The organism is Thalassobaculum sp. OXR-137 (assembly GCF_034377285.1).
Taxonomy (GTDB): Bacteria; Pseudomonadota; Alphaproteobacteria; order Thalassobaculales; family Thalassobaculaceae; genus Thalassobaculum.
In genome coordinates this window covers 5,150,730-5,165,229 of sequence record NZ_CP139715.1, presented here as the reverse complement: position 1 = coordinate 5,165,229, position 14,500 = coordinate 5,150,730, and the positions used below count along the sequence as shown (strand labels likewise).

The 14,500-nt window shown below is 65.9% G+C and carries 14 protein-coding genes; 8 read left to right on the top strand and 6 right to left on the bottom strand.

Annotated elements, in window-relative coordinates:
- Positions 1 to 10 precede the first annotated feature (10 nt).
- Entirely contained in the window at positions 11 to 457 is a 447-nt protein-coding gene (locus tag T8K17_RS23930) for a DNA starvation/stationary phase protection protein (protein WP_322332231.1), read from the bottom strand.
- Between the two features lie 126 nt (positions 458 to 583).
- On the opposite strand from T8K17_RS23930, the gene T8K17_RS23925 reads away from it, so the two are divergent.
- The 4 genes from T8K17_RS23925 to T8K17_RS23910 all read left to right on the top strand — a co-directional run bounded on the left by T8K17_RS23925 (position 584) and on the right by T8K17_RS23910 (position 3,855).
- Positions 584 to 1,567, top strand: coding sequence for a LysR substrate-binding domain-containing protein (locus T8K17_RS23925; protein ID WP_322332230.1), 984 nt, complete (start codon positions 584 to 586; stop codon positions 1,565 to 1,567).
- Complete coding sequence (pip, locus tag T8K17_RS23920; RefSeq protein ID WP_322332229.1) at positions 1,564 to 2,535, top strand: prolyl aminopeptidase; 972 nt, start codon at positions 1,564 to 1,566, stop codon at positions 2,533 to 2,535. Before T8K17_RS23925 ends, pip begins: the two co-directional genes overlap by 4 nt.
- A 102-nt stretch (positions 2,536 to 2,637) precedes the next feature.
- Complete coding sequence (locus tag T8K17_RS23915; RefSeq protein ID WP_322332228.1) at positions 2,638 to 3,153, top strand: acyloxyacyl hydrolase; 516 nt, start codon at positions 2,638 to 2,640, stop codon at positions 3,151 to 3,153.
- A gap of 15 nt (positions 3,154 to 3,168) precedes the next feature.
- Complete coding sequence (locus T8K17_RS23910; protein WP_322332227.1) at positions 3,169 to 3,855, top strand: rhomboid family intramembrane serine protease; 687 nt, start codon at positions 3,169 to 3,171, stop codon at positions 3,853 to 3,855.
- Positions 3,856 to 3,861: 6 nt separating this feature from the next.
- On the opposite strand, the gene T8K17_RS23905 is transcribed toward T8K17_RS23910, so the two are convergent.
- On the bottom strand, positions 3,862 to 4,911 hold the full coding sequence (locus T8K17_RS23905; RefSeq protein ID WP_322332226.1) for a hypothetical protein: 1,050 nt from the start codon (positions 4,909 to 4,911) through the stop codon (positions 3,862 to 3,864).
- A 290-nt stretch (positions 4,912 to 5,201) separates the two neighbouring features.
- On the opposite strand from T8K17_RS23905, the gene hspQ reads away from it, so the two are divergent.
- Entirely contained in the window at positions 5,202 to 5,528 is a 327-nt protein-coding gene (gene hspQ / locus T8K17_RS23900) for a heat shock protein HspQ (protein ID WP_322332225.1), read from the top strand.
- Between the two features lie 6 nt (positions 5,529 to 5,534).
- Here hspQ and T8K17_RS23895 read toward each other — a convergent pair whose 3' ends face one another.
- The 3 genes from T8K17_RS23895 to T8K17_RS23885 all read right to left on the bottom strand — a co-directional run bounded on the left by T8K17_RS23895 (position 5,535) and on the right by T8K17_RS23885 (position 11,109).
- A complete protein-coding gene (locus T8K17_RS23895) occupies positions 5,535 to 6,455 on the bottom strand; it encodes an SMP-30/gluconolactonase/LRE family protein (RefSeq protein WP_322332224.1) in 921 nt (306 codons plus the stop codon).
- 82 nt (positions 6,456 to 6,537) lie between these two features.
- Positions 6,538 to 7,104: a hypothetical protein gene (locus T8K17_RS23890; protein ID WP_322332223.1), complete on the bottom strand. Its 567-nt coding sequence runs from the start codon at positions 7,102 to 7,104 to the stop codon at positions 6,538 to 6,540.
- 249 nt (positions 7,105 to 7,353) lie between these two features.
- Positions 7,354 to 11,109, bottom strand: coding sequence for a vitamin B12-dependent ribonucleotide reductase (locus T8K17_RS23885; RefSeq protein ID WP_322332222.1), 3,756 nt, complete (start codon positions 11,107 to 11,109; stop codon positions 7,354 to 7,356).
- A 541-nt stretch (positions 11,110 to 11,650) separates the two neighbouring features.
- On the opposite strand from T8K17_RS23885, the gene T8K17_RS23880 reads away from it, so the two are divergent.
- Entirely contained in the window at positions 11,651 to 12,322 is a 672-nt protein-coding gene (locus T8K17_RS23880; protein WP_322332221.1) for an RraA family protein, read from the top strand.
- A gap of 179 nt (positions 12,323 to 12,501) precedes the next feature.
- Here T8K17_RS23880 and T8K17_RS23875 read toward each other — a convergent pair whose 3' ends face one another.
- The gene (locus tag T8K17_RS23875; RefSeq protein ID WP_322332220.1) at positions 12,502 to 13,398 is read right to left on the bottom strand and encodes a DMT family transporter; all 897 of its coding nucleotides are present in this window, start codon (positions 13,396 to 13,398) and stop codon (positions 12,502 to 12,504) included.
- A gap of 183 nt (positions 13,399 to 13,581) precedes the next feature.
- Here T8K17_RS23875 and T8K17_RS23870 point away from each other — a divergent pair, with 183 nt between their 5' ends.
- Together T8K17_RS23870 and mlaD are read left to right on the top strand one after the other, a co-directional pair.
- Positions 13,582 to 13,941 carry an NADH:ubiquinone oxidoreductase subunit NDUFA12 gene (locus T8K17_RS23870; protein WP_322332219.1) on the top strand — a complete coding sequence of 120 codons (360 nt, stop codon included), beginning with the start codon at positions 13,582 to 13,584 and terminating at the stop codon, positions 13,939 to 13,941.
- A gap of 21 nt (positions 13,942 to 13,962) precedes the next feature.
- On the top strand, positions 13,963 to 14,466 hold the full coding sequence (mlaD, locus tag T8K17_RS23865) for an outer membrane lipid asymmetry maintenance protein MlaD (RefSeq protein ID WP_322332218.1): 504 nt from the start codon (positions 13,963 to 13,965) through the stop codon (positions 14,464 to 14,466).
- Positions 14,467 to 14,500: the final 34 nt, after the last annotated feature.

The window sequence follows — 14,500 nt, the reverse complement described above, 5'->3', positions numbered from 1 at the left end:
GAGCCTCCGATCAGGCCTTCAGGCTGCGAAGCATCCAGGCATGCTTGTCATGGGTGGTCAGGCGGCCGGTCAGCATGTCGGCCGTTGCCGGATCGCCGGCCTTCTCGGCGACGGAAATGCCCTCGCGCAGCGTCTCGCCCATCGTCTCGTGGCTCGCGACGAGGTCGGAGACCATGGTCTGCGCATCGGCATTCTGCTTCGCGTCGGCGATCTTGGTGGCGTCCATGAAGGCCTGGAAGCTGCCCGGCGCCGGGGCGCCCAGCGCCCGGATGCGCTCGGCCAGCTCGTCCACTGCGCCGTGGGCGTCGTTGTACTGCTCCTCGAACAGGTTGTGCAGCCCGTAGAAGGTCGGTCCCTCGACGTTCCAATGGTAGTTCTGGGTCTTCAGCGCGAGCGCATAGGTATCGGCCAGCGCCTGTTCCAGAGCGGCAATCACGGGTTTGCTATTCGCGGACATAGAGGGTCCCTCCTTATCTCTCGTCGGAATGAAGCATCGGAGCCCGGAAGCGGGCTTGCAAATGATATGGGGTGGCCGATGCTATCTGCTAATCGATAAATCGCACGGTTATGATAGTTTAATCCTATGAGTACGGCTGGACTGAGCTTGCGGGAACTGGAGTATCTGGTCGCGGTGTCCGAACACGGTCATTTCGGTCGCGCGGCGGAGGCCTGTCATGTCAGCCAGCCGTCATTGTCCGCCGGCGTGCGCAAAGTCGAGGAACTGCTCGGCTTTCGGGTCTTCGAGCGCACCAGCCGGACGGTTCTGCTGACCCGCCGGGGGGCGGTGGCAGTGGATCGGGCGCGCCAGGTCCTGGCCGCCGCGGATCAGTTTCTCGTCTCCGAGCCGGTCGGCGGCGATCCGCTCTCCGGACGCCTCGTGCTCGGCGCGATCGCGACGATCGGTCCCTATCTCTTCCGGCACATTCTCGGACCGATCCGACGGGATCATCCGGATCTCGACCTTATCATCGAGGAAGGGCTCACGGGCCACCTGATCGATCGGCTGCGCGAAGGTGCGCTCGACGCCGTGATCCTGTCGCCGCCGGTGGCCGACGAGGGACTGGTGATCGAGCCGGTCTACCGCGAACGGTTTCGCCTGGCCGAGGCGAGCAGCGGCCAGGAGAGCGCCGGACCTGCCGAACTGGACGCGCTGGATATGCAGGAGGCCGTCCTGCTGGAGGAGGGCCACTGCCTGCGCGATCAGACCCTGTCGATCTGCGCCTCCGCCGGCATCCGGCCGCGGCAGACCGCCATGAGCCTGGAGACCCTGAAGGCCATCGTCGCCGCGGGGACCGGCTTCAGCCTGATCCCGCTGACGGCGACCGACGACACCCTGGGCGGGCTGATCCGCTACCGGCCGTTCAACGACCCCCGGATCGGCCGCACGGTTGCACTGGCGTGGCGCCGCAGCCGGGTGGAAGATGCCGATGTCCGCGCGCTTCTCGCCCTGCTGCGTCGGACCTGTCCGCCGGGCGCGAGCGCTATCGACGGTAGGGTCTCCGAGAGTTTTGACAACGACAGGGTGGAGGTGGATAACCGGGCAGTCCCGAATGGAGGAAGGCCGTGATCCGCGACGAACTGTTTCCGGAAATCGCCAGTCGGCGCAACGGCAACCTCGAGGTCGGCGACGGCCACACCCTCTACTGGGAAGAGAGCGGCGCGCGCGACGGTATTCCGGTGGTGTTCCTCCATGGCGGACCCGGATCCGGTGTCTCTCCCACCCAGCGCCGGTTCTTCGATCCCCGGGCCTATCGCATCGTTCTGTTCGACCAGCGCGGCGCCGGCCGGTCGACGCCCCGCGCCGGCGTGGAGGCGAACACCACACCGCACCTGATCGCGGATATGGAGCGCCTGCGCCGCCACCTCGATATCGACGCCTGGCTGGTCTTCGGCGGATCCTGGGGATCGACTCTGGCCCTCGCCTACGGACAGGCGCATCCCGACCGGTGCCTCGCCTTCATTCTGCGGGGCGTCTTCCTGGGGCGCCCCCGGGAGATCGACTGGTTCATGACCGGGATGCGCGGCTTCTTTCCGGAAGTCTGGCGCAGCTTCGCCGAGTTCATCCCCGAGGCCGAGCGCGGCGACCTGTTGGGCGCCTATCACCGGCGGCTGACCGATCCCGATCCGCAGCGGCATCTGCCGGCGGCCCGACATTGGGCGCGGTACGAGAAGGCCTGCTCCTCCCTGCTGCCAGAACCGGACCAGATCTGGTCGGCGGAGGATCCGCATCACGCCCTGAACCTCGCCCGGATCGAGGCGCATTACTTCGTCAACGGTCTGTTCCTGCCGGAAGGCGGGCTGCTGGGCGGCATGGATAGGATCCGGCACCTGCCCGCCACGATCGTGCAGGGCCGCTACGACGTCATCTGCCCGCCGGAGAGCGCCCATGCCCTGGCGCGGTCCTGGCCGGGAGCGGAGCTGGTGTTCGTGCCGGATGCCGGGCACGCGGCCATGGAGCCGGGCGTCCGCCGGGCGCTGGTTCGGGCGACCGAGCGGTTTAAGACATCCCTGCGCCAGCACGCGCGCGTGGGATGAACCGTGATCGCCGCTTGATGCGTCGAACGGTGCCTCTATGATGCCGATATCCAATGGAAATTTTCCGCCGCGCGCGGATTTCTAGCTGCCGGGAGACGATCGTTGCGCCAGCCCCTTGCCACTGCCCTGATCCTCGCCGTCGCCCTGCTGTTCGGCGCCGCCGGCCAGGCCCGCGCGGAAGAGCCCGACTTCCTGACCTTCGGCGCCGGTTACTACGACCTGTTCGACGATCAGGCGGCGGCCGAGGCCCGGTTCGAATACCGGTTCTCTGAGAAGAACAAGCTGCTGTGGTTCACCCCGTTCGTCGGCCTGACCGCCACATCGGATGCGGCGACCTACGGCTATGCCGGTATCGCGCTCGACATCTTCTTCGGCAACCGCTGGGTCGCCACGCCGACCTTCGCCGCCGGGCTTTACGGCAACGGCGACGGCAAGGACCTGGGTAACGCGATCGAGTTCCGGTCCGGCCTGGAGGTCGCCTACCGGTTCGACGACTATTCCCGCCTCGGCCTGTCCTTCACCCACATCTCCAATGCCGGCATCGGCGAGCGGAATCCGGGTGTCGAGTCGCTTGTCCTGTTCTATTCGGTGCCGTTCGACTCTCTGTTCGGGAAATAGGGCACGGCGGAGCCGATGCCGGATCCGATCCCCTTCCGGCCAAGGCCGCAGACCCCGCCCGAACCGGCGCCACGGCCGCCGGTCGCAACGGTCCTTCTCAGCGCGGCGCTCTGTGGCGTCTATATCTGGCAGGCCGGCCTGGATGCCTATGGCGACATGGCGGTCATTCACGGCTTCGCCCTGATCCCCGCCGAACTGTTCGGGTTGCGGGCGCGCGCGGTGCCGATCGATGGCGTGCCGTCCGTCGCCACGCTGGTCACCGCCCAGTTCCTGCATGGCGGCCTCATGCACCTGATTGGCAATGTCGTGGCGGTCCTGCTCGCCGGCATCCTGGTCGAGCGCAAGGCTGGCGCGATCCGGCTGCTCGGCGTCTTCCTGCTCTCCGGGATCGCGGGGCTGGCGGTGGAGGCGGCGGCGGGGCCCGGCTCGACGGCCCCCATTCTCGGCGCCAGCGCCGGTGCGGCCGGTCTGATGGGCGGGGTCCTCCGCCTCGACCCGCGCGGCCAAATCAGAATCCCCTGGCCGGGCGGCGGCCGGCCCCGGCTGCGATCGTTTCCGGCCGTGCCGCTGATCGGGGTGTGGCTGATCGCCCAGGTGGCTGGGCTCGCCTTCGCCGCCGGCGAGCCGATCGCCTTCCTGGCCCACGGCACGGGCTTCGTCATGGGCGCCCTGCTGGCCGGCGGACGGAGCCCTTCCGCCTGAGGGCGGCTACATGATGGTGGACGGGGCGGAGTGCTCCAGTTTGAGCAGCTTCTCCAATCCGGGTGCGAGGTCCGACTGAACGAACTCCGCCCGCTTGTGCGGGCTGCCGGTATGGTGCGGGAACTTGCTCTCCCAGGCGTCCAGCTTCACCGTCAGGCCGCAGAGCACGCCGCCGATGGTCTCGTGATGGCTGGTGATCAGGGCGTGCAGCTTCTGGAAGCTCTCCATGGAGATGTTGTCCCAGAACGTCTGGGAGTTCCGGTCGAAGGACTCGAACCGGCCGGTGACGGAGCCGAGCAGCTCGTTGAGGCCACTGCGCACGACTTCGCATTTGTCCATGAGCGGCTGGTTCTCGCGTAGCATGGTGCCGCGCATCTCGTCCATCCAGTCCGTGAGCTGGTCGAACTTCGGGACGATCTCGTCCAGGCAGCGCCGGAAATAGGAGAGCGAGAGATAGATGTCTCCGTATTTCTCCAGGAAGTCCGGGATGTCGGCGACCGTGATGTTCATCATCGCGGCGATCTTCTGCATGTTCTTCAACGCGACCTTGCGGTCGACATTGGTGAACATCTCGATGATCTGGCCGGAATTGCTGACATTGTCCGTGCTGGCGCCGAAGACGTTGACCACCAGCGGCCGGGTGAACGCCTTCATGTATTCGGTGAGGCGCGCCTCCATGCCGGGGGACAGGGTCAGGTCGGTGGTATGGCGGACGTCGATCTTCAGGTCGCGCAGGGAGTTGCGCAGGGAGAAGACGTCGAAACTGTTCAGCTCCGCCAACTCGTACAGCACCGCCATGTCGGCCTTGAGGTCTTCCTCGTCGGCGCCGATGAAGTCGGGCAGGGCCTTGATCTGGATGAGACCGGCACCCGTGCTGTTGTCGTGAAACAGCTCGAGTTCGGAGTTCAGCTGCGCGGATTTGATCAGCCGGGCGCGCGCCAGCCCCGGCAGTCGCAGAGGGACGATGCGCAGGGGCATGATGTGCAGGGAGTCCCGGTCGAGATCTGAGAGGTCGTCGAGAATGTCACTGCCCTGGGGTTCCGCTTCGGCGGACAAACCATGATGCGCGACCTGCAAATGCTCAAGCCGAAATCGCAGGCGGGTTTATTGAAGCGAAGCCGAAATGCGGTTTTCCCTCCGAATTGGCGGTCTAACCGGAGTTCCACGGTGGGAGCGTATGGGCGGCCGGGGATCTTGCCCCGGTGGATTATCGGTTTATGTAGGGTTTCGCCTTTAATCGCCGCGAGCCGTCGGCCGGGCCTCCGGGCCCCGGCTCTTGCCCTCGGGTCGGCATTGGCCAAATATGTCAGTCGTGAAGTGAACCTTTCCCAGAATCGGGCAGAACCATGAAGATCGTTGAGCCCAAATTTCCGATCGGCGCCGTCGTCAAGCACCGCCACTTCGATTTTCGCGGTGTGGTGTTCGATATCGATCCGGAATTTTCGAACACAGAGGAATGGTACAATTCCATCCCGGAGGATCGCCGGCCGAAGCGCGATCAGCCCTTCTATCACCTGTTCGCGGAAAATCCGCAGAGCTACTACATCGCCTATGTGTCCGAGCAGAACCTGGTCGACGATGCGTCGAACGGCCCGGTCGACCATCCGCAGATCGGCGAGATGTTCAGCACCAGCGGCGACGGCCGCTACGTGATGCGCCAGATCAACGCCTGACGGCGATTAGGACAATCCGTACATAGCAGCGCCGGCGACCGGAAGATCGGCGGCCAGGATCGAGCCGGTCTCGCTCTCGGTGATGAACAGCGTGCGGCGATTCGGTCCGCCGAACGCGACATTCGTCGTGCCGAGACCGAGCGGCGAGCGGATGCGGTGGAGCGGTTCGCCCAAAGGCGAGAAGTGCCAGACCGATCCGAGGCCGAAATGGCAGACCACCAGCCCGCCGGTCTCGTCGATCGCGAGCCCGTCGGGGCCGTGTCCGCCGGAGAGCTGGATGAACTGGCCGACCTTGGAGACATGGCCGTCCGGCATCAGCGGCAGGCGCCAGATCGCGTTGGCCCGCGTCATCGCGACGTAAAGCCAGTTCTCCCGCGGCGTCAGCACCAGGCCATTGGGGGAGGGACCGTTGTCGAGCAGCTTGTCGACCCGGCCGTCCGGCTTCAACCGGAACACCCGCCCCCGGGGATCGTGCAGGCCGGTCTGGCCCTGATCGGTGAAGTAGAGGTCGCCGTTCGAGGCGAAGTGCAGGTCGTTCACCCCGAGCAGGCCCTCGGAATAGCGGTCGCCCACGACTGTCTCGACTGTGCCCGTCTTCGGATCGAGCACCAGCACGCCGCGCCGGTAGTCGGCGATGAAGGCACGGCCGTCGGCATGGAACTTCAGGCCGTTGGGCCACCCGTCATAGTCGGTCACCACATCCCAGTCCTTGCCGTCGGCGGACAGGCGCAGGATGCGTCCGTTGGGGATGTCGACCAGCCAGAGATTGCCCTCCCGGTCGAAGCTCGGCCCTTCGAGAAAGCTCTCGGTGACCATTCCCGGCCGGTTTCCCTTGGACCAGCTCGATCCGGAATCCTTGCGCAGGCGGTCGGGGAGGCGGGCGAAAACGCGGGCTTCGATATCGGCGGGGGGTGCGAACAGGCTCATACCGGTACGCTACCGGCTGGGAGGCCGCGGTCAATCCCGGAAAGCGGCCCAGGCCCGGACATGCCGGGCGGTCGCCGATCGGTCAGATCTTCAGATTCTGCGGAATGACCGGCTTTTCTTCGGTCTCTTCGTTGGGATCGTAGTGTTTCGCGCGATCCTTCACCTTCGGCGCGGTGTCCAGCGGTTTGGCCTTGGTCGGCCCCTTGGCCTTCACCCCGCCGCTGAAGGTGGCGACCTCCAGCATCCGCTCGCACTGGCGCTTGAAGTCGGGCGGGGCCTTGTACTTCACGGCTCCGGCCAGGAACTCGCGCGCCTTCTTGATGTTCTCGCTGCGCTTCTCGATGTCGTCAATCATCCCGGCGTCGATGGCCCTTTTGCAGGCCAGCGCCGTCGCCTTCATGTAGGCGTGCAGTAGGAAGGCATCGACCGCATTGCGGCGATCCTTGGTATAGGGCGGCGGCAGTTTCGGGTTCTTGAGGGATTCAACGAGCCGTTTGGCAGCCGCTTCGCTGCGTTCGGTGTTGCCCGCTTCGGCGTGATGGCGCAGGTGATCGAAACCGGAGTCTATCGAAACCATGGTGGCTTCGATGCGCTTCCGCTCGGCCTCTTCCTTTTCGGCTCCGCCGTCTTTCTTACCCATGCCGAACACGGCCAGGTTTCCTCCTCATCACCCCGTCCGGTTCGAATGCCGGTTTTCGGGCGCACAGTGGTCACACTGCTGCTTTAGACTGAAGGATACCCATTAATATTCCATTAGCATTAAGAAAAATGACGGCGATCTGAAACAAAGCGGTCAACTAAATCGACGATAACTGCGCGAATTTTCAAACAATTTTACTAAAGAATAAGGGGAAGGCGTGATGCCTTCCCCCGTCTGTTCGATGCCTGCCGTAGCGTCTTAGCTGCAGCCGCTGGTCCCGCCGCAGGTGTCGCATTTCAGGCAGGTGCCGTTGCGCACCAGGGTGAAGTTGCCGCACTCGCCGCAGCTCTCGCCCTCGTAGCCCTTGATCCGCGCTTCACGGATCGCCGACAGCTTGGCGTCGACCGCGCTCTTGACCGCACTGCTGACGGCGGAGGTGCGGGTCGTGGTCCGCTCGGCCACGGCTACGCCGCCGCCCGACATCGGCGCGGAGGCAACGCTCGACGTCGTCTGCGTCACGGAGGCCTGGGCGACCGGTGCCTGGGTCGCGGCGATCGGGTCGGTCCCCGTCGCCCGCAGCTCGTTCAGGCCGCCGGTGATGACCTCCAGGTTGGCCCGCACGTCGGTCCGGGCGAAGCCGCGGCTGGCGAAGCCGGAGACCTTCTCCAGGATGGCGGTGGCGGCCTCGGCAGATCGCTCCTCGCCCTGGCCGTCGCCGACCGTGTCGGGCATCAGATCCTCATGCTCGACATGGGCCAGGTCGTGGCGGTCGAGATAGGAGATCGCCAGTTCGCGGAACAGGTAGTCGAGGATCGACGTCGCCATCTTGATGGTGTCGTTGCCCTGGACCAGTCCCTGCGGCTCGAAGCGGGTGAAGGTGAAGGCGTCGACATACTCCTCCAGCGGCACGCCATACTGCAGGCCGATGGACACCGCGATGGCGAAGTTGTTCATCAGCGAGCGGAAGGCGGCACCCTCCTTGTGCATGTCGATGAAGATCTCGCCGAGCTTGCCGTCGTCATACTCGCCGGTGCGCAGGTAGACCTTGTGGCCGCCGACGACCGCCTTCTGGGTGTAACCCTTGCGGCGACCGGGCAGGCGATCGCGCTCGGCCCGCTTCTCGACGATCTTCTCGACCACCTTCTCGATGACCCGCTCGGCGACCACCTCGACCTTCTGGGCGGTCGGCTGGGCGGCGAACTCCTCGGCCTCGTCCTCGTCCTCGAAGTCGAAGACCGCAGCGGAGAGCGGCTGGCTCAGCTTGGAGCCGTCGCGGTACAGGGCGTTTGCCTTCAGACCGAGGCGCCAGGACAACATGTAGGCGTCCTTGCAGTCCTCGACCGTCGCGCCGTTCGGCATGTTGATGGTCTTGGAGATGGCGCCCGAGATGAACGGCTGAGCGGCCGCCATCATGCGGATGTGGCTCTCCGCCGACAGGTAGCGCTTGCCGATGCGGCCGCACGGGTTGGCGCAGTCGAACACCGGCAGGTGCTCGTCCTTCAGGTGCGGCGCACCCTCCAGAGTCATCGCCCCGCAGACATAGGTGTTGGCCGCCTCGATCTCGGACTTCGAGAAGCCCAGCTCCGACAGCATGTCGAAGGAGATGTCGTTGAGCTGGGCGTCGCTGAAGCCAAGCACGTCGCGGCAGAAGGCCTCGCCCAGGGTCCACTTGTTGAAGGCGAACTTGATGTCGAAGGCCGAGACGACGGCCTGCTCCAGGGCGCCGATCTGCTCGGCCCCGAAGCCCTTCTCGGTGAGCGCGGCGTGGCCGAGGGCCGGCGCGCCCTTCAGGGTGCCGTGGCCGACCGCGTAGCGCACGATGTCCTCGATCTGGCCGTCGCCGTAGCCCAGCGTACGCAGGGCCTCCGGCACGACGCGGTTGATGATCTTGAAGTAGCCGCCGCCGGCCAGCTTCTTGAACTTCACGATCGCGAAGTCGGGCTCGATGCCGGTGGTGTCGCAGTCCATCACCAGGCCGATCGTGCCGGTCGGCGCGATGACCGTGGACTGGGCGTTGCGGAAGCCGTTCTTCTCGCCGAGCGCCAGGGCGTCGGTCCAGGCCGCCTGGGCCGCGGTGACCAGATCGGCCTGCGGGCAGTTGGCGACGTCGAGCGGCACCGGCGCGATGGACAGGGTCTCGTAGCCGGCCGCCTCGCCGAAGGCCGCGCGGCGGTGGTTGCGGATCACCCGCAGCATGTTGTCGGCGTTCGCCGTGTATTCCGGGAAGGCGCCGAGCTCGCCGGCCATCTCCGCGGAGGTGGCGTAGGACACACCGGTCATCAGGGCGGTGATCGCGCCGCACAGGGCGCGGCCGGTATCGCTGTCATACGGCAGGCCCATGCCCATCAGCAGACCGCCGATATTGGCGTAGCCGAGGCCGAGGGTGCGGTAGTCGTAGGAGAGCTGGGCAATCTCCTTGGAGGGGAACTGCGCCATCAGCACCGAGATTTCCAGGGTGATGGTCCACAGCCGCGAGGCATGGGTGAAGTTGGCGACGTTGAAGCTGCCGTCTTCGTTCTGGAACTGCATCAGGTTCATCGACGCCAGATTGCAGGCGGTGTCGTCGAGGAACATGTACTCCGAGCACGGGTTGGACGCGTTGATGCGACCGCCGGCCGGGCAGGTGTGCCAGTCGTTGATGGTGGTGTCGTACTGCAGGCCCGGATCCGCACTCTGCCAGGCGGCCTCGGCGATCTTCTCCCACAGGTCCTTGGCGCGCAGGGTGGCGCTGATCTTGCCGTCGGTGCGGCGGATCAGGTTCCAGTCGTCATCGGCCTCCACGGCGCGCAGGAAGTCGTCGCTGACCCGCACCGAGTTGTTGGAGTTCTGGCCGGAGACGGTGAGATAGGCCTCGCTGTCCCAGTCGGTGTCGTAGGTGCGGAAGTCGATCTCGGTGAAGCCCTGGCGCGCGAACTGAATGACGCGCTGCACGTAGCTCAGCGGGATCATCGCGTTCTTGGCGGCCTTGATCGCGGCCTTCAGCTCCGGATTCTTGGTCGCCTCGAAGGCGTCGTCGCCAAGGGTCTCCTGACCGTCGACGCAGGCGGCCATGATCGCCTTCATGGTCTTGGCGGCCAGCTTCGAACCGGCGACCAGGGCGGCGACCTTCTGCTCCTCGATCGCCTTCCATTCGATGTACTGGACGATGTCCGGATGATCGATGTCGACGGTGACCATCTTGGCGGCCCGGCGGGTGGTGCCGCCCGACTTGATGGCGCCGGCGGCCCGATCGCCGATCTTCAGGAAGCTCATCAGGCCCGAGGACTTGCCGCCGCCGGCCAGGGGCTCGCTCTCGCCGCGCAGGCGGGAGAAGTTGGAGCCGGTGCCGGAGCCGTACTTGAACAGCCGCGCCTCGCGGACCCACAGGTCCATGATGCCGCCGTCGTTCACCAGATCGTCCTGGACGCCCTGGATGAAGCAGGCATGGGGCTGCGGATGTTCGTAGGCGGACTTCGAGCGGGTCAGCTTGCCGGTCTTGAAGTCGACATAGTGGTGGCCCTGGGCCGGGCCGTCGATACCGTAGGCCCAGTGCAGGCCGGTGTTGAACCATTGCGGCGAGTTCGGCGCGGCCATCTGGCGGGCCAGCATCGCGCACATCTCGTCGTAGTAGGCGCGGGCGTCCTCTTCGGTATCGAAGTAGCCGCCCTTCCAGCCCCAATAGGTCCAGGTGCCGGCGAGACGGTTGAACACCTGCTTGGCGCTGTTTTCACCGGTGGTGCGCTCGTCCTTCGGCAGGGCGGCGAGCTTCTCCTCGTCCGGCGTCTCGCGCCACAGCCAGGCGGGAACGTCCTTTTCCTTCACCTTCTTGCGCACGGCCGGGATGCCGGCCTTGCGGAAATACTTCTGGGCCAGGATGTCGCTGGCGACCTGGGACCAGTCGCTCGGCACTTCCATGTCGTCGCGGCGAAACACGACGGAGCCGTCCGGATTCCGGATCTCGCTGGTCGTCATCCGGAAATCGATGCCGTCGAAGGCGTCCTTGCCCGCCGTCGTGAAGCGCCGTTCGATCCTCATGCCTTAGCTCCTGCCTTGGGTGTTGTCCTGCCGGATTGTCTCGCCGGGCCCCATATACGCGTCAGAGCGTCCCCCGCCCGTGTCGACCAATATCTTGTGTGCCGACGACGCAAAACCTACTCGATATAGCGGGCTCCCAGCAACGGGAAATTTCACGATTTGATGAGTAAGTTTAGTGTGTTGCTGCGCTGCAACAAGTAATGACGAAGTTAAAGCGCTTCGTACGAAAGTCTTCGTGAGACTTTCGCTGCAACGATCCCGCGATGTCTTTAAGAGACGACGTCCGTGCCGATGTCGTCTCCGGTCGGCAGGAAGGTCCGAGTCTCCGTCAGCAGACCCCCGCGCCAAAACAAAGGATGCGGGAGGGGGGGCGGCGGTGCAATAGATTTTGTGTGAAACATTATTGCAAAATCTAGATGTGGTGGGCGGCGCCAAGTTATCCACAGAGGCGTCCGGCCCGCGGAATCCCTGGCTTCCCGAGCCGCGGGACCCCCCGGTAGGATGCCTGACACCCGCCCGTAACAATATGTCGGAGGAAACCATGGCGATCCTGCGCCGTGCGCTGAACTACACCCCCCTGGATGCCGCAACGCTGGAGCGCTGGCGCGCCGTGCCACCGGCCGTGGCGGGGGACAACATGAACCGCGACCGCTGCATGGACGCCTCGGTGTCTCCGATTGGCGATGGCTACACCATGGTGGGGCATGCCCGCACGATCTCGGTCATGGCCGGCGACAACGGCGCGGTGCATGCAGCCCTGCCGCTGATCCAGCCGGGCGAGATCCTGGTGGTGACGGCGGGCGGCGCCGGCGAGGTGGCGATCATCGGCGAGATCATCGCCGAATGCGCCAAGGCACGGGGCTGCGCCGGGATCGTGCTGGACGGCGCGGTGCGCGACGTGGCCAGCCTGCGCAAGCTCGGCATTCCGGTCTACGCGGCGGGCGCTACCCCGCGCGGCCCGCACAAGGGCTTCGGCGGCGAGATCGACACGCCGATCGCCTGCGGCGGCGTGGTGGTCGCACCGGGCGACCTGGTCCTGGGCGACGACGACGGCATCTGCGTGGTGCCGCGGGCGCTCTGCGACGAGGTGCTGGTGAAGGGCGAGGCCCATGTGGCCAAGGAGGCCGACATGATCGCCAAGGTGCGCTCCGGCATCACGACGGCGGAGATCATCGGCGTCGCCGTGCCCGAGCCGACCGACGCGGCGGGGTGAGGGGCGTTCGAGTGGCTGGGTCCCGGTCCGGCCCCGGATCAATCCCGGATTAAATCCGGGACGGGTCCGCCCGGGATGACGGACGCTATTTAGAAAACTTCATCGTCATCCCGGCCGATCCCGTCCCGGATTTGATCCGGGATTGATCCGGGAGCGGGCCGGGACCGGGCTTCGCCGTCCTACGTCTTGGCCTGGCGTATCCGTTCCATCTGCATCAGCACGATCCCGCCGAGCACGACCAGCGCGCCCAGCATCTGCCAGGGGCCCATCACCTGTCCGAGCAGCAGGGCGGCGGTCACCACACTAATCACCGGCTCCATGTTGCCGACGACCGCCACCCGAACCGAGCCGAGCAGGGCGATCGCTCCGTAGAGCGAGGACAGCCCGACCACATAGCACAGCACGTTCACCATGAACCCGACCCAGGCAAGCTGACCGGACGGCAGTCTCAGCCCTTCGACCGCCGTCGCGACGGTGAAGATCGCCAGACAGCCGGTGGTGACGATCGCGGTGATGTGCAGCGTTCCGAGACTCCCCGAGATCTGCCGGGTGAGCAGGAAGCTGATCGCCACGCAGGTGCCGGCGCCGAAGGCCATGGCCACCCCGATCGGGTCGGCATCCTTCAGATCGGCGCCCAGCAGCAGGGCGAGACCGGCGAAGCCGACCGCCAGCGCGACCAGACGCAGGGGCGTCATCCGTTCATGTCCCGCCAGATGCGACAGCGGCCCGACCATGAGGGGAAAGGCGAAGAAGGTCAGGCTCGCCAGCGGAACCGGGATCAGGGTGACGCTTGTCATGTAGCCGAAAGAAGCGAGCGCGGTCGTGGTGATCAGCGCCGCCAGCAGCCCCCAAACACGCCGCGGCACCGGCCGGGCGATCCCCCGTATGTGGACGATCGTCCACAGAACGCCGACCGCCAGAACGAACCGACCGAGTTGCAACGTGACCGGGCCCGCACCGCCGTCGAAGGCGAGCTTGCCGAAGCTCGGCGCGATGCCGAAGAACACCGCCACCAGGACGATCAGGATGTAGCCGGTGGCGAGGGACTCGCCGGAGGACGCGGAAGCGTTCGTCATGCCCGGCTGATACGCCCGGCCGGGGCGCGACGCAACTGCGCAGAGAGGCCGCTCCCGCGGCGGCGACGGCCCCTTTACCGGCGCGCGCGGCGGTCCGGTCGGCGGCGCGCGCTCCCGACTGGACGATCCGGGTCTCCGATGACATAGTCGCCCGCGATTCAGCAGACTCTTCGAGGTCGGAGAATGGACGTCGGAACGAAGATCTTTACCTGGATGAACGGCAAGCTCGTCGGCGAGGACGCCTACGGGAACAAGTACTATGTCCATCGTCGGGGCGTCCTGCGGGACGGCCACGAGATGCGGTGGTGCATGTACAAGGGCCTTGCCGAAGCCTCCAAGGTTCCGCCGGAGTGGCACCACTGGCTGCACCACGGCACCGACGCCGTGCCGACCGGCGAGGATCCGCGCCAATACGCCTGGCAGAAAGAGCATCAGCCCAATCTGACCGGGACGCCCTATGCCTACCGTCCGCCGGGTCACGTCCTGGAAGGCGGCAAGCGCGACAAGGCGACGGGTGACTACGAACCCTGGACGCCGGCGTGATCCGGAACGACGGGGGTTCCCTTGAGTAGAGGTGTCATCGAGACGTTGATGGGAGCGGTGGTCCTGGCTGTGGCCGGGCTGTTCCTGTTCTACGCCTACGCGTCGTCCGAATTCAGCACCGGCGGCGGTTACGAGGTGATCGCCCGCTTCACCACGGTCGGCGGATTGAAGCCGGGCAGCGACGTGCGCATGTCCGGCATCAAGGTCGGCACGGTGTCGAAGCAGGTTCTGGATCCGAATACCTATCTGGCCGAAGTCACCCTGAGCATCGACGAGTCGATCAAGCTGCCGATCGATTCCAGTGCGGCGGTCTCCAGCGAAGGGCTGCTCGGCGGCAACTTCGTCGATCTGGTGCCGGGCGCCGACGAGAAGATGCTGCAGCCGGGCGAGCGGATCGAGCTGACCCAGGACGCGGTCGATTTCGTGCAGATGCTGAGCCGCTTCATGTTCCAGGCCGGCAGTTCCGGGTCCAGCTCGGGCTCGGGCGCTTCCGGGTCGACGGCTCCGGCTCCCGGATTGAATTGAGCCGGCGCCGCCGTCTGGCGGACATATTTTCCTG